This is a genomic window from Variovorax sp. GW821-FHT09A10 (assembly GCF_059418385.1).
On the sequence record NZ_JBWKPT010000001.1, the window covers coordinates 236,244 to 252,825 of the forward strand.

The 16,582-nt window shown below is 65.4% G+C and carries 14 protein-coding genes and 1 pseudogene; 13 read left to right on the plus strand and 2 right to left on the minus strand.

Going from position 1 to position 16,582, the window contains the following annotated elements; translation table 11 throughout:
- Positions 1 to 51: 51 nt before the first annotated feature.
- The 9 genes and pseudogenes from asd to AC07Q9_RS01230 all read left to right on the plus strand — a co-directional run bounded on the left by asd (position 52) and on the right by AC07Q9_RS01230 (position 11,566).
- Positions 52 to 897: an archaetidylserine decarboxylase gene (gene asd / locus AC07Q9_RS01190; protein WP_062470689.1), complete on the plus strand. Its 846-nt coding sequence runs from the start codon at positions 52 to 54 to the stop codon at positions 895 to 897.
- 189 nt (positions 898 to 1,086) lie between these two features.
- Positions 1,087 to 1,389, plus strand: a pseudogene (locus AC07Q9_RS01195) (winged helix-turn-helix transcriptional regulator); the annotation flags it as partial.
- A gap of 204 nt (positions 1,390 to 1,593) precedes the next feature.
- On the plus strand, positions 1,594 to 1,944 hold the full coding sequence (locus tag AC07Q9_RS01200; RefSeq protein WP_099796131.1) for an FKBP-type peptidyl-prolyl cis-trans isomerase: 351 nt from the start codon (positions 1,594 to 1,596) through the stop codon (positions 1,942 to 1,944).
- A gap of 227 nt (positions 1,945 to 2,171) precedes the next feature.
- A complete protein-coding gene (grpE, locus tag AC07Q9_RS01205; RefSeq protein WP_159272622.1) occupies positions 2,172 to 2,744 on the plus strand; it encodes a nucleotide exchange factor GrpE in 573 nt (190 codons plus the stop codon).
- 114 nt (positions 2,745 to 2,858) lie between these two features.
- Positions 2,859 to 4,799 (plus strand): molecular chaperone DnaK, encoded by a 1,941-nt coding sequence (gene dnaK, locus AC07Q9_RS01210; protein WP_487849290.1) that lies wholly within the window; start codon positions 2,859 to 2,861, stop codon positions 4,797 to 4,799.
- 100 nt (positions 4,800 to 4,899) lie between these two features.
- The gene (gene dnaJ, locus AC07Q9_RS01215) at positions 4,900 to 6,039 is read left to right on the plus strand and encodes a molecular chaperone DnaJ (protein WP_095744576.1); all 1,140 of its coding nucleotides are present in this window, start codon (positions 4,900 to 4,902) and stop codon (positions 6,037 to 6,039) included.
- A 656-nt stretch (positions 6,040 to 6,695) separates the two neighbouring features.
- A complete protein-coding gene (locus AC07Q9_RS01220) occupies positions 6,696 to 8,618 on the plus strand; it encodes a PrkA family serine protein kinase (protein WP_101492107.1) in 1,923 nt (640 codons plus the stop codon).
- 81 nt (positions 8,619 to 8,699) lie between these two features.
- A complete protein-coding gene (locus AC07Q9_RS01225) occupies positions 8,700 to 9,992 on the plus strand; it encodes a YeaH/YhbH family protein (RefSeq protein WP_492681142.1) in 1,293 nt (430 codons plus the stop codon).
- A complete protein-coding gene (locus tag AC07Q9_RS01230) occupies positions 9,989 to 11,566 on the plus strand; it encodes a SpoVR family protein (protein WP_495306948.1) in 1,578 nt (525 codons plus the stop codon). The genes AC07Q9_RS01225 and AC07Q9_RS01230 overlap by 4 nt, the downstream gene beginning before the upstream one ends.
- 7 nt (positions 11,567 to 11,573) lie before the next feature.
- On the opposite strand, the gene aroQ is transcribed toward AC07Q9_RS01230, so the two are convergent.
- Positions 11,574 to 12,014 (minus strand): type II 3-dehydroquinate dehydratase, encoded by a 441-nt coding sequence (gene aroQ, locus AC07Q9_RS01235; protein WP_062470706.1) that lies wholly within the window; start codon positions 12,012 to 12,014, stop codon positions 11,574 to 11,576.
- 46 nt (positions 12,015 to 12,060) lie between these two features.
- Positions 12,061 to 13,059, minus strand: coding sequence for a LysR family transcriptional regulator (locus AC07Q9_RS01240; RefSeq protein ID WP_495306949.1), 999 nt, complete (start codon positions 13,057 to 13,059; stop codon positions 12,061 to 12,063).
- A 171-nt stretch (positions 13,060 to 13,230) separates the two neighbouring features.
- On the opposite strand from AC07Q9_RS01240, the gene AC07Q9_RS01245 reads away from it, so the two are divergent.
- From AC07Q9_RS01245 to AC07Q9_RS01260, 4 genes are read left to right on the plus strand one after another with little or no spacing between them, the layout of a single operon-like run.
- Entirely contained in the window at positions 13,231 to 13,905 is a 675-nt protein-coding gene (locus AC07Q9_RS01245; protein ID WP_495306950.1) for a Rieske 2Fe-2S domain-containing protein, read from the plus strand.
- Positions 13,906 to 13,922: 17 nt separating this feature from the next.
- Complete coding sequence (locus AC07Q9_RS01250) at positions 13,923 to 14,768, plus strand: aromatic ring-hydroxylating dioxygenase subunit alpha (protein ID WP_495306951.1); 846 nt, start codon at positions 13,923 to 13,925, stop codon at positions 14,766 to 14,768.
- Entirely contained in the window at positions 14,765 to 15,415 is a 651-nt protein-coding gene (locus tag AC07Q9_RS01255; RefSeq protein ID WP_495306952.1) for a glutathione S-transferase family protein, read from the plus strand. Before AC07Q9_RS01250 ends, AC07Q9_RS01255 begins: the two co-directional genes overlap by 4 nt.
- Before the next feature lie 52 nt (positions 15,416 to 15,467).
- Positions 15,468 to 16,574 (plus strand): S-(hydroxymethyl)glutathione dehydrogenase/class III alcohol dehydrogenase, encoded by a 1,107-nt coding sequence (locus AC07Q9_RS01260; RefSeq protein WP_070059685.1) that lies wholly within the window; start codon positions 15,468 to 15,470, stop codon positions 16,572 to 16,574.
- Positions 16,575 to 16,582 lie beyond the last annotated feature (8 nt).

Consider the following 16,582-nt stretch of genomic DNA (forward strand, 5'->3'; position numbering starts at 1 on the left):
AAGCGCTTTATAGAATGCCCGTCCGATTCCGCATTCCAGGCCTTTCACAACGTGTCCGATCGCTCCGCAGTTCTGCCCCAATACCTGTTCCCCAAGCAGGCCCTGACCAATTTCGCCGGCTGGGTCGCAGGCAAGGAACGAGGCGCGGTCACCACCTGGATCATTCGCCGCTTCGTTGCCAAGTACAACGTCGACATGGGCGAAGCGCTCGAGTCCGACATCCATCACTACAAGAGCTTCAACCAGTTCTTCACGCGCGCCCTCAAGCCCGGCATGCGCCCGCTCGCGCAGGCCGACCTCGTCTGCCCCGTGGACGGCGCCATCAGCCAGTTCGGCGCCATCGAGGGCGACCAGATCTTCCAGGCCAAGGGCCACAACTACACGACCACCGCGCTGGTCGGCGGCGACGCCGCGCTGGCCGCCAAGTTCGCGCACGGCAGCTTTGCCACGCTGTACCTGAGCCCCAAGGACTACCACCGCATCCACATGCCCTGCGACGGGCGGCTGGTGCGCATGATCCACGTGCCCGGCGACCTGTTCTCGGTCAACCCGACCACCGCGCGCGGCGTGCCCGGCCTGTTCGCGCGCAACGAACGCGTGGTGTGCGTCTTCGAATCGGCCCACGGCCCCTTCGTGCTCGTGCTCGTGGGCGCCACCATCGTGGGCAGCATGGCCACCGTGTGGCACGGCGTGGTCAACCCGCCGCGCGTGGGCGAGCTGCGCGAGTGGCACTACAACGACCAGCAGATCGACATCAAGAAGGGCGACGAGATGGGCCGCTTCTTGCTCGGCTCCACCGTCGTCATGCTGTTCCCGGCGCCCGCGCTGGCCTTCAACCCGGACTGGTCGCCCACCCGCGCGATCCGCCTGGGCGAAGCCATGGCCAACTACGCCTGATTTGTGAAGCTTTGTCTCGAAACCCGCATGCTGCATGCCTGCACAGCTATAAAACCAGTAGCATCCTGATCCTTCGCGCTATAGTCGTCGGCCAGCCAGACGGTCCATGACGACCAATCACAAACAAGAGTGCGCCGCCCCGGCCTGCCCCCGGCCGACGGTCCGCCCAGCTTCGAGGAGATGATGTCGATGAGTACCAAGGAAAACGCAGCCATCAGCCAGTTGCTCGCCCTGCTCGAAGCCCGCTATGCGCTGCGTGTGCTGTGGGCCCTGCGCGACGGCCATGCCCAGACCTTCCGGCTGCTGCAGGACAGCGTCGGCGGCATCACTCCCAACACCCTCAACACCCGCATCAAGGAATTGCGCGAAGCCGGCGTCGTGAGCCACGGCAGCGACGGCTACTGCCTCACGCTCAGCGGGCAGGACCTGCTCAAGCGCCTGTCCGACCTGCAGGCCTTCGCTGCCAAGTGGCAACTCGGGCAGAGCAAGAAGGCCGCGGGGCCGGCGGCCGCCCAGCCGACCTCTGCCGAGGCAGCTTCGCCTGCGGCCCCGGCGCCTTCCGAGCCTGAAGCAACACCTCCTGCCACGACGCCGTCCGGCTCCGACAACCAGGGCTGAAGCGGGGGCGCTCCGAGCCTCGGTAAACTCCGCGCCTCCGATTCCTCTCCCATTTCATCGACGCAAGGAGCGTTTCCCATGCCCACCACCCCCTCCGGCCTGCAATACGAAGACACCGAAGTCGGCACCGGCGCTGAAGCCAAGGCCGGCCACCACGTGCACGTGCACTACACCGGCTGGCTCTTCAACGACGGCGTGCAAGGCGCCAAGTTCGACTCCAGCCGCGACCGCAACGACCCCTTCGCGTTCTCGCTGGGCGCCGGCCAGGTCATCAAGGGCTGGGACGAAGGCGTCGCCGGCATGAAGATCGGCGGCAAGCGCACGCTGGTCATCCCCGCTGCACTGGGCTATGGCGCCCGCGGCGCTGGCGGCGTGATCCCCCCGAACGCCACCCTGAAGTTCGACGTCGAGCTCCTCGACGCGCACTGATCAGGCTCGCCCCCAGGCTGCGCGGCACTTCGTGTCCGCTTCGCCAACCCCCTACCGGGGGCGACACCTGCGGCCCGGCGAAGCCGGTTCCGCGGTGTCCCACGTGAAATTCAGTTCGCGCCCCCTCTTGCGGCCCTTTTGGCCGCATTTTTACGCTTGAAAAGCCCTAGGCCAGCCCCAAGTGGCTGGCTGTGTTTGTTTTCCGGCGCACGCCGGTTCTTTGAAAAATGTCTGACCCGCAACAATCCGCACAGAATTCTCAAATGCTGCAAGGCGAGCCCAGTCCCGAAGAACTGGAGGCCGCGCAAGCCGCCAACGAAGCCGAGGCGCTCGACGCCCTGGCCGTGGCACAAGGCGAGCTGGCTGCCCTGCAGACCAAGAATGCCGAACTGGCCGACCAGTACCTGCGCGCGCAAGCCGACGTGCAGAACGCCCGCCGCCGCGCCGACGACGAGATCACCAAGGCCCGCAAGTTCGCGGTCGAAGCCTTTGCCGAGAGCCTGCTGCCGGTGACCGACAGCCTCGAAGCCGGCCTGGCCATCAAGGACGCTACGCCCGAGCAGATCCGCGAAGGCGCCGAGGCCACGCTGCGCCAGCTCAAGAGCGCACTCGAACGCAACAAGGTGATCGAAGTGGCCCCCGCCGCCGGCGACAAGTTCGACCCGCACCTGCACCAGGCCATCTCGATGGTGCCCGCCGACCAGGACGCCAACACCGTGGTGGGCCTCCTGCAAAAGGGCTACACCATCAACGAGCGCGTGCTGCGCCCGGCGCTGGTCACCGTGGCCGCCCCGAAGTAAATCGGCACTGCCCCACAAGATTCCCACAGGAAATCCCCGCGTCATCCCTTGAATCACGCCGGGTTATCCACAAGTTCATAACAACATATTTTTCCGAATTTCAGGAGTAAGAACATGGCAAAGATCATCGGCATCGACCTCGGCACCACCAACTCGTGCGTGTCGATCATGGAAGGCAACACCACGCGTGTGATCGAGAACTCGGAAGGTGCCCGCACCACGCCGTCGATCGTCGCGTACCAGGAAGACGGTGAAGTCTTGGTCGGTGCCTCGGCCAAGCGCCAGGCCGTCACCAACCCCAAGAACACGCTGTACGCGATCAAGCGCCTGATCGGCCGCAAGTTCGAGGAAAAGGAAGTCCAGAAGGACATCGACCTGATGCCCTACACCATCGCCAAGGCCGACAACGGCGACGCATGGGTGGAAGTGCGCGGCAAGAAGATGGCCCCGCAACAGGTCAGCGCCGACATCCTGCGCAAGATGAAGAAGACCGCCGAAGACTACCTCGGCGAAACCATCACCGAAGCCGTGATCACGGTGCCGGCGTACTTCAACGACGCACAGCGCCAAGCCACGAAAGACGCCGGCCGCATCGCGGGCCTGGACGTCAAGCGCATCATCAACGAACCCACCGCTGCAGCCCTGGCCTTCGGCCTGGACAAGCAGGACAAGGCCGACCGCAAGATCGCCGTGTATGACCTGGGCGGCGGCACCTTCGACGTGTCGATCATCGAAATCGCGGACGTCGACGGCGAGAAGCAGTTCGAAGTGCTGTCGACCAACGGCGACACCTTCCTGGGCGGCGAAGACTTCGACCAGCGCATCATCGACTACATCATCGGCGAGTTCAAAAAGGAACAAGGCGTCGACCTGGGCAAGGACGTGCTCGCCCTGCAGCGCCTGAAGGAAGCCGCTGAAAAGGCCAAGATCGAGCTGTCGAACAGCGCGCAGACCGACATCAACCTGCCGTACATCACGGCCGATGCGTCGGGTCCGAAGCACCTGAACATCAAGCTCACCCGCGCCAAGCTGGAAAGCCTGGTCGACGAGCTGGTCGAACGCACCATCGCGCCTTGCCGCCTGGCCATCAAGGACGCCGGCATCAGCGTGAACGACATCAACGACGTGATCCTGGTCGGCGGCATGACCCGCATGCCCAAGGTGCAGGAAAAGGTGAAGGCCTTCTTCGGCAAGGAGCCGCGCAAGGACGTGAACCCCGACGAAGCCGTGGCTGTCGGCGCCGCCATCCAGGGCCAGGTGCTCTCGGGTGACCGCAAGGACGTGCTGCTGCTCGACGTGACCCCGCTGTCGCTGGGCATCGAGACCATGGGTGGCGTGATGACCAAGATGATCACGAAGAACACCACGATCCCGACGAAGTTCGCACAGACCTTCTCGACCGCCGAGGACAACCAGCCGGCCGTGACGATCAAGGTGTTCCAGGGCGAGCGTGAAATCGCTTCGGGCAACAAGGCCCTGGGCGAGTTCAACCTCGAGGGCATTCCGCCGGCATCGCGCGGCACGCCGCAGATCGAGGTGAGCTTCGACATCGACGCCAACGGCATCCTGCACGTCGGCGCCAAGGACAAGGGCACCGGCAAGGAAAACAAGATCACCATCAAGGCGAACTCGGGCTTGAGCGAAGACGAGATCCAGAAGATGGTGAAGGACGCCGAGCTCAACGCCGAAGACGACAAGAAGAAGCTCGAACTCGTGCAGGCGCGCAACCAGGGCGAAGCCATGGTGCACAGCGTGAAGAAGTCGCTCGGCGAGCACGGGGCCAGCCTCGAAGCCGCCGAGAAGGACGCGATCGAAGCCGCGATCAAGGACGTCGAGGAAGCCCTCAAGGGTGAAGACAAGACCGCGATCGAGGAAAAGACCAACACGCTGATGACCGCGAGCCAGAAGCTCGGCGAGAAGATGTATGCCGAATCGCAGGCCGCCGCGGCCAGCGCCTCGGCAGCCACCGGCCCGGCAGGCGCGGAAGCTGCGGCGCATGCCCAGGCTGACGACAACGTGGTCGACGCCGAAGTCAAGGAAGTGAAGAAGGGCTGATCCCCTGCCCTTCATGCAAGGCTGGAACACCTGAACAGGTGCTCCAGCCTTTCTCGCTTCCAGTTCCCCGAGTTCCCGCCGCCCGACCGAATCTGCTGACATGGCCACCAAACGCGACTACTACGAAACCCTCGGCGTTCCCAAGAACGCGAACGAGGACGAAATCAAGAAGGCTTATCGCAAGCTTGCGATGAAGCATCACCCCGACCGCAACCACGGCGACACCAGCAAGGACGCCGAGGCCAAGTTCAAGGAGGTGAAGGAAGCCTACGAGATGCTGTCGGACGGCCAGAAGCGCGCCGCCTACGACCAGTACGGCCATGCGGGCGTCGACCCCAACATGCGCGGCGGTCCGGGCGCGGAAGGCTTCGGCGGTTTCGCGGAAGCCTTCGGCGACATCTTCGGCGACGTGTTCGGCGGTGGCGGCCGTGGCCGCACCAGCAGCGGACGCCAGGTGTTCCGCGGCAGCGACCTGAGCTACGCGATGGAAGTCACGCTCGAGGAAGCCGCGGAAGGCAAGGACGCCCAGATCCGCATCCCGAGCTGGGACGACTGCGGCACCTGCCACGGCTCCGGCGCCAAGCCCGGCACCAAGCCCATCACCTGCACCACCTGCCACGGCGCGGGTGCGGTGCAGATGCGCCAGGGCTTCTTCAGCGTGCAGCAGACCTGCCCGACCTGCCATGGCAGCGGCAAGATCGTTCCCGACCCGTGCACCGTGTGCCACGGCCAGGGCAAGATCAAGAACAACAAGACGCTCGAAGTGAAGATCCCGGCCGGCATCGACGACGGCATGCGCATCCGCAGCACCGGCAACGGCGAGCCCGGCACCAACGGCGGGCCGCCCGGCGACCTGTACATCGAGATCCGCCTCAAGAAGCACGACCTGTTCGAGCGCGACGGCGACGACCTGCACTGCGTGGTGCCCGTGAGCGTCACCACCGCGGCGCTCGGCGGCGAGATCAACGTGCCGACGCTCAAGGGCGCAGCCGCCATCGACATTCCCGACGGCACCCAGAGCGGCAAGCAGTTCCGCCTGCGCGGCAAGGGCATCAAGGGCGTGCGTTCGAGCTACCCGGGCGACCTGTACTGCCACGTGCGCGTGGAAACGCCGGTGAAGCTCACCGAGCACCAGCGCAAGCTGCTCAAGGAACTCGACGAATCGCTCAAGAAGGGTGGCGAGAAGCACAGCCCGACCGACAAGGGCTGGTTCGACAAGGCCAAGGAATTCTTCAGCTGATGTTGCTGCTGACGCGCTGACGATGCTCGTCAGCGCCGGGCCGACGCCCTGTCGGCCCGCAGCGTGCCCTCTTTCGGCCGCCTCCGCACTCCGGCGGCGCGCCAGGCACGCGAACGGTGCTCCCTGCACCGTTGCGGAACGCCGCCGACCGGCGCCTGCGTTGCCTTCCCACGTTGCCATGCGCCCGCCACCCGCCACAGGAGTGGCGCGGGGATTGCTTTAATGTTTTTTTGGATATGCAATAAACCAAACGACAGGTCGCGCGTTATTGCTGAAAGGCATCGGCTTTATTGAACCCGGGTTCAATTAGGAAAGGTGTTCGCCGCAGAATTTCAATGAGGACGATAGCCATTCGGCATAGTCATTTCATCCGGGGACAATTACGCGAGCGCGAGCTTTTCAATTTAACAGAAACGCGAATAGAAGTTCCTTGTTTTCCGAGGAACTTTACTCGGCAGAGGGGTTCAGAATAAATAAAACATTTGCCCGGTTCATTCTTTGCTTTATGCTGATTGAACCGATTGTGTAGATAGTGTGTAAGGGAGTTTTCCACGGCATACGGCCATGGGCGGGGCCCCTCTTCCAAGAGGAGCGACGCAGTCTCTGGCTGTAGGCATCGGGGTCAAAAGCCCCGCCGACCTGAAGGAGGCGCGACCATGGACGTGATCAGCAACTTTGCAGCCCGCTACGAACGCACCCGCGAGGAAGTTCTCTCGCTGCAGGAATATCTGGATATCTGCAAACGCGATCCGACGGCATATGCAACGGCCTCCGAACGAATGCTCCAGGCCATTGGCGAGCCGGAACTGGTAGATACCCGCAATGACCCCCGTCTTTCGCGGATCTTCGCGAACAAGGTCATCAAGATCTATCCGGCGTTCAAGGAGTTCTATGGCATGGAAGATGCCATCGAGCAGGTGGTGTCCTATTTCCGCCACGCCGCGCAGGGCCTGGAAGAAAAGAAGCAAATCCTTTACCTGCTGGGCCCCGTCGGCGGCGGCAAGAGCTCGATCGCCGAGCGCCTGAAGCAGCTCATGGAGCACGTGCCCTTCTATGCGATCCACGGCTCCCCGGTGAACGAATCGCCCCTCGGGCTGTTCGACACCCTCGAAGACGGCGAGATCCTCGAGAAAGAGTTCGGCATCCCCGTGCGCTACCTGAACCGCATCCTGTCGCCCTGGGCCGTGAAGCGGCTCGAGGAGTACGGCGGCGACATCCGCCAGTTCAAGGTGGTCAAGCGCTACCCCTCGGTGCTGCGCCAGATCGCGGTCGCCAAGACCGAGCCGGGCGACGAGAACAACCAGGACATCTCCTCGCTGGTCGGCAAGGTCGACATTCGCAAGCTCGAAACCTACGCCCAGGACGACCCGGACGCCTACGCCTACTCCGGTGGCCTGTGCCTGGCCAACCAGGGGTTGCTCGAGTTCGTGGAAATGTTCAAGGCACCCATCAAGGTGCTGCACCCGCTGCTCACGGCCACGCAGGAAAGCAACTTCAAGGGCACCGAGGGCTTCGGCGCCATTCCTTTCGACGGCATCGTGCTGGCCCACAGCAACGAGAGCGAGTGGAAGGCGTTCCGCAACAACAAGAACAACGAGGCTTTCCTCGACCGGATCTACATCGTGAAGGTGCCGTACTGCCTGCGCGCCTCCGAAGAGATCAAGATCTACGAGAAGCTGGTGCGCAACTCCTCGCTGGCCAAGGCCCCGTGCGCGCCCGGCACCTTGCGCATGATGGCGCAGCTGTCGGTGCTCACGCGCCTGAAGGAGCCCGAGAACTCCAGCACCTTCAGCAAGATGCAGGTGTACGACGGCGAGAACCTGAAGGACACCGACCCCAAGGCCAAGTCGATCCAGGAGTACCGCGACTACGCGGGCGTCGACGAAGGCATGAGCGGTGTGTCGACGCGCTTCGCCTTCAAGATCATCTCCAAGGTGTTCAACTTCGACAGCACCGAGGTGGCCGCCAACCCCGTGCACCTGATGTATGTGCTCGAACAGCAGATCGAGCGCGAGCAGTTTCCGCCGGAAACCGAGCAGAAGTACATCAGCTACATCAAGGAGTTGCTGGCACCGCGCTATGCCGAGTTCATCGGCAAGGAGATCCAGACCGCCTACCTCGAGAGCTACAGCGAGTACGGCCAGAACATCTTCGACCGCTACGTGACCTACGCCGACTACTGGATCCAGGACCAGGAGTTCCGCGACGTGGACACCGGCGAAGTGTTCGACCGCGCCTCGCTCAACGGCGAACTCGAGAAGATCGAGCGGCCCGCCGGCATCGGCAACCCGAAGGACTTCCGCAACGAGATCGTCAACTTCGTGCTGCGCGCACGGGCCGGCAACGCGGGGCGCAACCCGGCGTGGACCAGCTACGAGAAGCTGCGCGCAGTCATCGAGAAGAAGATGTTCTCCAACACCGAAGAGCTGCTGCCGGTGATCAGTTTCAACACCAAGAGCAGCGCCGACGAGCAGAAGAAGCACGAAGACTTCGTGACCCGCATGGTCGAGAAGGGCTACACGGCCAAGCAGGTGCGCCTGCTCTGCGAGTGGTACCTGCGGGTGCGCAAGAGTTCATAGCGGACAGCGGGAACAACGGACGCGTGCGAAGGACCTAACCAGCGCACCGTCCACCGTTTTGCAAGGAGCTTTGAAAACATCGTGGCCATCCTGCAGCAGATCATCGATCGTCGGCTCTCGGGCAAGAACAAGTCCATCGGCAACCGCGAGCGCTTCCTTCGGCGCTACAAGGGCCAGATCCAGGAGGCGGTGCGGCGCGCGGTCAGCGGGCGCAACATCCGCGAACTGGAGCAAGGCGAAGACGTGACCCTGCCGCGCCACGATGTCTCCGAGCCGGTGTTCGGCCATGCGCGCGGCGGCGACCGCGAGTACGTGCACCCCGGCAACCAGGAATACCTCAAGGGCGACCGCATCGCGCGCCCCGAGGGCCAGGGCGGCGGTGGCTCGGGCAGTGGCGAGGCCAGCGACAGCGGCGAAGGCGAGGACGACTTCGTCTTCCGCCTCACGCGCGAGGAGTTCATGCGCGTCTTCTTCGACGACCTCGCGCTGCCGCACCTCATCCGCACCCAGATCGCCGAAGTACCCGAATGGAAGAGCCACCGCGCCGGCTTCACCAGCGACGGCTCGCCCAACAACCTGCACGTGGTGCGCTCCATGCGCGGCGCGCTCGCGCGGCGCATTGCATTGGGAGGCGAACCGCGCAAGGAGCTCAAGCGCCTGGAGGCGCACCTCCTGGTCCTGAAAGCGCATCCGCAGGTCGAGACAGCGCTGATCCAGAAGGAAATCCGCGAGACCGAGGACCTCATCGCCGAGCTGCGCCGCACCATGCGGCACGTGCCTTACATCGACCCGATCGACCTGCGTTACCGCAACCGCGTGAAGACGCCCGTGCCCAGCGCCAAGGCCGTGATGTTCTGCCTCATGGACGTGTCGGGTTCGATGGACGAAGCGCGCAAGGACATGGCCAAGCGCTTCTTCATGCTGCTGTACCTGTTTCTCACGCGGCACTACGAGCGCATCGACCTCGTGTTCCTGCGCCACCACACGCAGGCGCAGGAAGTGACCGAGGAAGAGTTCTTCCACGCCACCGAAACCGGCGGCACCGTGGTGTCGAGCGCGCTGGTGCTCATGGACGAGATCGTCAAGGCCCGCTACGCCAGCGGCGAATGGAACGTGTACGGCGCCCAGGCCAGCGACGGCGACAACTGGCACCAGGACAGCGGACGCTGCCGCGAACTGCTGGTCGACAACATCCTGCCGGTGGTGCGCTACTACGCCTACGTGCAGGTGGCCGAGACCGAGCAGAACCTGTGGCAGGAGTACCAGCAGCTCGAAGGCGTGGCGCCCAACTTTGCGATGCGCAAGGTATCGGACGCACAGGACATCTACCCGGTGTTCCGCGACCTGTTCAAGAAGGAAGGGGTGCCCGCATGATCACCACCACCGAACGCGCGCCCGGGGCGCCGGTCCTGCCGCGCAGCACCGACCTCCCCACCTCCCGCCTCGAGCGCCTGCCCAGCCCCTCCGACTGGACCTTCGAGCTCATCGAGACGTACCACACCGAGATCGCCAAGACCGCGAGGAGCTTCGGGCTGGATACCTACCCGAACCAGCTCGAGGTGATCACGGCCGAGCAGATGATGGACGCCTACGCCAGCGTGGGCATGCCCATGATCTACAGGCACTGGTCGTACGGCAAGCAGTTCATTTCCACCGAGAAGAACTACAAGCGCGGCCACATGGGGCTGGCCTACGAGATCGTCATCAACTCCGATCCGTGCATTGCCTACCTCATGGAAGAAAACACCATGGCCATGCAGGCCCTGGTGATTGCCCACGCGGCCTACGGGCACAACAGCTTCTTCAAGGGCAACTACCTGTTCCGCATGTGGACCGATGCATCGTCGATCATCGACTACCTCGTCTACGCGCGGCACTACATCGCCGAGTGCGAGGAGCGCCACGGCCTCGATGCCGTGGAAGACCTGCTCGACTCCTGCCACGCGCTGATGAACTACGGCGTCGACCGCTACCGCCGTCCGCAGAAGCGCTCGCTGGCACAAGAAAGCGCACAGCGCACCGAGCGCGAGCGCCACATGCAGCAGCAGGTGAACGACCTCTGGCGCACGCTGCCGCGCAAGAGCGAGCAGACGGCCGAGTCGGAATCCGCGCGCCGCTTTCCGTCGGAGCCGCAGGAGAACCTGCTCTACTTCGTCGAGAAGAACGCCGCCCTGCTCGAACCGTGGCAGCGCGAGGTGGTGCGCATCGTGCGCAAGATCGCGCAGTACTTCTATCCGCAGCGCCAGACCCAGGTCATGAACGAAGGCTGGGCCACCTTCTGGCACTACACGCTGCTCAACACCATGTACGACCGCGGCCAGCTGGACGACGGCTTCATGATGGAATGGCTCAGCTCGCACACCAGCGTGGTGTTCCAGCCGCCCGTAGGCCACCGCGCCTACAGCGGCATCAACCCGTATGCGCTGGGCTTCAAGATGTTCACCGACCTGCGGCGCGTCTGCGAGAAGCCGACCGAAGAAGACCGCCGCTGGTTCCCCGACTTTGCGGGCACCGACTGGGTGAAGACGCTCGACTACGCGATGCGCAACTTCAAGGACGAGAGCTTCGTCGGCCAGTTCCTGAGCCCGAAGACGATGCGCGATTTCCGCCTGTTCTCGATCCGCGATTTCCAGAGCGAATCGGAACTCGAGGTGTCGGCCATCCACGACGACAGCGGCTACCAGGCGCTGCGTGAATCGCTGTCACGCCAGTACGACATCGGCAACCGCGAGCCCGACATCCAGGTCTGGAGCGTGGCCACGCGCGGCGACCGCTCGCTCACGCTGCGCCATACGCAGCGCAACAACCTGCCGCTGAACGACAACGCCGAAGAAGTGCTGAAGCACGTCGCAAGGCTCTGGGGCTTCGACGTGCACCTGGAAAGCGTCGACAGCGCAGGCCGGGTCAGCCGCAGCTGGAAGGCTGCCGCGCCGAAGCAGAACTACTGAAGAAGGGTCAAGGCACCAGCGCGGCGATGGCCAGCGTGTACCCCTTCACCCCCAGCCCCACGATGATCCCCCGCGCTGCAGGCGAGATGTACGAGTGGTGGCGAAACTCTTCCCGCGCATGCACGTTCGAGATGTGCAGCTCGATCAGCGGCACGCTCGCCCCCTTGATGGCGTCGTGCAGCGCGATCGATGTGTGGGTGTAGGCGCCCGGATTCATCACCACGCCCAGCATGTTGCCGGCCGCCACTTCGCGGCCCGCCTCCTGAACCCAGTCGATCAGCACGCCTTCGTGGTTCGACTGGCGGCACTCGATCTCGACGCCGAGTTTCGCGCCCGTCTCCTTGCACAGGCGTTCGACGTCGGCGAGCGTGTCGCGACCGTACTGTTCGGGCTCGCGCGTGCCAAGCAGGTTGAGGTTGGGGCCGTTGAGAACGAGGATTTTCTTCATGATGGATCGGTGAAGGAAGCAACCGGATACCGGCAGATGGCCAAGATTATGGGCGCGCCGCCGACCGCGCCCGGCGCGCTGAAGGCGACACCGCCGCAGTCGACCCCACGTAGTGGTTGTACGACCCGATGTCCGCCACGCAGCGCGCCATCAAGTCGACGAATGCGCGCAGCTTCTGCCCCATGTAGCGCTGCCGCTGGTAGGCGCAGTACAGCCGCCGCGCCTCCGGCGGCCACTGCGGCAGCACCGGCACCAGCACGCCCTGCGCCACCTCGGGGCCCGCGAAGAACACCGGCAGCGGCGCGATGCCCAGGCCGTCGATGCAGAAAGTCTTCATCACCCAGTGGTCGTTGGTCTCGAAGGCCGGCTCCGTGCGCACCACATGGCGTCCCGAGGCCTGCTGCGACACCAGCCACAGCGGCAATGGCGGCCCCGAGGGCTCGCGCATCGCGATCATCCGGTGCTGCGCCAGCGCCTCGGGCGCCTGCGGCGTGCCGTGCCGCGCCAGGTACTGCGGGCTGGCGTACAGGCCGTAGGCCAGCCGGCCCAGCAGCTTGGCGACCAGGTCCGGCAGGTCGGGCGGCGCCGAGCCCACATAGCAGTCGACCTCGCCGATCCGCGGGGCCTGCGCACCGTTCGCCACGTCGAGCTGGCAGCGCACGTTCGGGTGCGATTCGAGAAAGATCCGCACCACATGGCAGACGAAGGAGGTGCTGAACTGCGTGTCGGACAGCAGCGTGAGCCGCCCCGACACCCCGCCCGTGAGCTCCTGCACCTCGGTGCGCGCCGTTTCCAGCCGGCCGCTCACCTCGCCGAGCAGCCCCTCGCAGCGTGCGAAGAACGCACGCCCGGCCTCCGTGGGCGCAATGCGGCGCGAGCTGCGCAGCAGCAGCTGGGCGCCCAGCAGCTCCTCCAGCCGTGTGAGCTGCCGGCTCAGCGTGGCCTTCGACACGCCCGACAGGCTTTCGGCCTTGGTGAGGCTGCCGCTCTTCATCACGAGCACGAAGGCCTCGACCAGCGCGAGATCGATGCGCCCGGCCGTCATGGACGCCACCGCCGCGCGGGCCGTCGTTGCAGGAATGAAAAGGAGCGTCTTGGCATGGGGCTTTCATCGGTGCGGCGGACACGCTACGGTAGGCGGCACCGCCGACAAGGGCATGGCCGATGCTATGCCGATTTGCGGCGCCCTTCCCCGCTGCCCCCACGATCAAGACCCATGAATCCTTCCGCCACCTGGCACCCCGTCACGCCCTCCGCCGAGGTGCGCCCCGGCGCCAACATCGTCGCCGGCTTTGCGCAAGGCCAGGAGCTCGCGCTGTGGCGCGCGGCCGATGGCGCGCCGCAGGCCTGGGAGAACCGCTGCCCACACCGCAGCGTGCGCTTCACCCTCGGCCAGGTGACCGGCGGCGACCGCCTGGCCTGCGCGTACCACGGCTGGCAGTACGAAGCCGGCAGCGGCGCGTGCGTGCGCATCCCGGCGCACCCGGCGATGCCCGCGCCGCGCAACGTCTGCGCCAAGACGTTCGCCACGGCGGATGCTGCGGGGATGCTGTGGGTGCGCCTCGCTGCCGACGGCGCAGAGGCGCCGCCCGAACTGGCCGGCGCGGTTCCCGCCGGCTGGCACCTCGCCCGCACGCTGACGCTGCGCGTGGCCGCCTCCGAGGTGCGTGCTGCGCTGGCGCCCCATGGCTTCGCATCGACGGGAACGCCCGATGCATGGCAAGGCACGCTGGGCGAATCGCCCGTCGCCGCGCTGCTGCTCGACGCCCAGCCGCAGCTGAGCTTCCTGCACCTGTGGACCGACGCAGCCCCCGGCTCCGACGCGATGGCCCGGGTGCACCGCGCGGCGCGCCAGCTGCGCAGCGACATCGAAGCCGCTGCATCGCACTAGAAGAAGAAAGAAGCAACATGCCCTTCGTCACCGACGATCCCAACATGCTCGACGACTGGCTCGTCGTCGGCCCCGCCAGCGGCTTGCCGCGCACGACGCGTCTGCTCGGCGACACCCTGCACCTGCACGCCGATGCCGACGGCACGCCGCACGCCCTCCTCGGCAACGACGCGCTGACCGTGCAGTCGCGCTACGGCTTCCTCTGGGTCTGCCCCAGCGGTCGCCCCGCACGACCGCTGTTCGCCTTCCCCGAGTACGACGAGCCCGGCCGCCGCATCGTCGATTGCGGCGGGCTCGGCGTGGCCGTGTCGGGCCTGCGCGTGATCGAGAACTTCCTGGACATGGCGCACTTTCCCTTCGTGCACCCCGACTACCTCGGCAAGGTGCCGCACACCGAAGTGGCGAAGTACAACGTCGAGGTCGACGCCGCCACCGACGAGATCTGGGCCACCGACTGCCGCTTCTGGCAGCCGCGCGCCTCGGCCGCCCACGACACCGGCAGCGAGGTGTTCTACAAGTACCGCGTGATGCAGCCCTTCTCGGCCATGCTCTACAAGTCGAGCCACCGGCCCGACAAGCTCGACGCCATCGGCCTCTTCTTGCAGCCGGTGGACGACGAGCACGTCATCGCCCACACGCTGCTGGCCTACTTCGACGACGTGTCGAGCGACGCCGAGCTCATCGCCTTCCAGCACACCATCTTCGGACAGGACAAGCCAATCCTGGAGAACCACGCCTTCAAGCGCATGCCGCTCGAAGGCCGCGCCGAGACGCCCACGCGCGGCGACACCACCTCCGTCACCTACCGCCGCTGGCTGCGCGAGCGCGGCATGCGCTTCGGCACCGCGAGGGCCGCCGCATGACCGTCCAGCTCTACGACTACCCGCTCTCGGGCAACTGCTTCAAGGTGCGGCAGATGCTGCTGTGGCTCGGCGTGGACCATGCGAGCGTGCCGGTCGATTTCCATCCGGGCCGCGAACACAAGTCCGCTCGATTCCTCGAACAGGTCAACCCGCTCGGCCAGCTCCCCGTGATCGACGACGAGGGCTTCGTGCTGCGCGACGCGCAGGCCATTCTGGTCTACCTGGCGAGCCGCTACGACGACGCGCGGCAGCGCTGGTACCCCGCCGACCCGAAGCTGCGCGGCCAGGTCGCGATGTGGCTCGCCATGGCCGACGAGATCACGCGCACCGCCTCGGCCGCCCGGCTGCACGACGCGCTGGGCTACACGCACCTGGACATCGAGGCCTGCCGGCGCGGCGCGCGCGCGGCCTTCCGCGTGCTCGACGACCACCTGGCCGAGCAGCACGCCGCCACCGGCCTGCGCTGGCTCGTGGCCGCGCCCGAGCCGACCATTGCCGACCTCGCCTGCTTTCCGTACGTGGCGCTGGCGGGCGAAGGCGGCATCTCGCTCGACGAGTTTCCCGCGCTGCGCCGCTGGGTCTGGGACTTTCGTCACCTGCCGGGCTTTGTGGGCATGTCGGGTATCTTCCCGGCTGGCCCCGCCTGAAGGCTCGCCTGAGTATCCTTGTCCCCTTCCGCTCTCTGAAGAACCGAATCCCATGAAAACCAAAGCCGCCGTCGCCTGGCAAGCAGGCCAACCCCTGACCATCGAAACCGTGGACCTCCAAGGTCCGAAATTCGGTGAAGTGCTGGTCGAGATCAAGGCCACCGGCATCTGCCACACCGACTACTACACGCTCTCGGGCGCCGACCCCGAAGGCATCTTCCCCGCCATCCTGGGCCATGAAGGCGCGGGCATCGTGGTCGATGTCGGCCCCGGCGTCACCACGCTGAAGAAGGGCGACCACGTCATTCCGCTGTACACGCCCGAATGCCGCCAGTGCAAGTTCTGCCTGAGCCGCAAGACCAACCTGTGCCAGCTGATCCGCGGCACGCAGGGCAAGGGCCTGATGCCCGACGCCACCAGCCGCTTCAGCCTCGACGGCAAGCCCATCTTCCACTACATGGGCACGAGCACCTTCAGCAACTACACGGTGGCACCCGAGATCTCGCTGGCCAAGATCCGCGAAGACGCGCCCTTCGACAAGGTCTGCTACATCGGCTGCGGCGTCACCACCGGCATCGGCGCGGTGATCTTCACGGCCAAGGTCGAAGCCGGCGCGAACGTCGTGGTGTTCGGCCTGGGCGGCATCGGCCTGAACGTGATCCAGGGCGCCAAGATGGTGGGCGCCGACAAGATCATCGGCGTCGACCTGAACCCCGAGCGCGAAGCCATGGCCCGCCAGTTCGGCATGACCCACTTCATCAACCCCAAGACCACCGAGAACGTGGTCGACGCCATCGTGCAGCTGACCGACGGCGGCGCCGACTACAGCTTCGAGTGCATCGGCAACACGCAGGTGATGCGCCAGGCGCTCGAGTGCACGCACAAGGGCTGGGGCCGCAGCATCATCATCGGCGTGGCCGAGGCCGGCGCCGAGATCAGCACGCGCCCGTTCCAGCTGGTCACTGGCCGCAAGTGGGAAGGCTCGGCCTTCGGCGGCGCGCGCGGGCGCACCGACGTGCCGAAGATCGTCGACTGGTACATGGAAGGCAAGATCAACATCGACGACCTGATCACGCACACCATGCCGCTGGAAGACATCAACAAGGGCTTCGACCTGATGAAGCGCGGCGAATCGATCCGCGGCGTGGTCCTGTACTGAGCCCGAGG

What these genes read in the sequence shown, in the direction of transcription:
- AC07Q9_RS01200 (WP_099796131.1), top strand. Translation starts at nt 1,594, where the DNA reads ATGCCCACCACCCCCTCCGGCCTGCAATACGAAGACACCGAAGTCGGC.
- grpE (WP_159272622.1), top strand. Translation starts at nt 2,172, where the DNA reads ATGTCTGACCCGCAACAATCCGCACAGAATTCTCAAATGCTGCAAGGC.
- dnaK (WP_487849290.1), top strand. Translation starts at nt 2,859, where the DNA reads ATGGCAAAGATCATCGGCATCGACCTCGGCACCACCAACTCGTGCGTG.
- dnaJ (WP_095744576.1), top strand. Translation starts at nt 4,900, where the DNA reads ATGGCCACCAAACGCGACTACTACGAAACCCTCGGCGTTCCCAAGAAC.
- AC07Q9_RS01220 (WP_101492107.1), top strand. Translation starts at nt 6,696, where the DNA reads ATGGACGTGATCAGCAACTTTGCAGCCCGCTACGAACGCACCCGCGAG.
- AC07Q9_RS01230 (WP_495306948.1), top strand. Translation starts at nt 9,989, where the DNA reads ATGATCACCACCACCGAACGCGCGCCCGGGGCGCCGGTCCTGCCGCGC.
- aroQ (WP_062470706.1), bottom strand. Translation starts at nt 12,014, where the DNA reads ATGAAGAAAATCCTCGTTCTCAACGGCCCCAACCTCAACCTGCTTGGC.
- AC07Q9_RS01240 (WP_495306949.1), bottom strand. Translation starts at nt 13,059, where the DNA reads ATGACGGCCGGGCGCATCGATCTCGCGCTGGTCGAGGCCTTCGTGCTC.
- AC07Q9_RS01245 (WP_495306950.1), top strand. Translation starts at nt 13,231, where the DNA reads ATGAATCCTTCCGCCACCTGGCACCCCGTCACGCCCTCCGCCGAGGTG.
- AC07Q9_RS01250 (WP_495306951.1), top strand. Translation starts at nt 13,923, where the DNA reads ATGCCCTTCGTCACCGACGATCCCAACATGCTCGACGACTGGCTCGTC.
- AC07Q9_RS01255 (WP_495306952.1), top strand. Translation starts at nt 14,765, where the DNA reads ATGACCGTCCAGCTCTACGACTACCCGCTCTCGGGCAACTGCTTCAAG.
- AC07Q9_RS01260 (WP_070059685.1), top strand. Translation starts at nt 15,468, where the DNA reads ATGAAAACCAAAGCCGCCGTCGCCTGGCAAGCAGGCCAACCCCTGACC.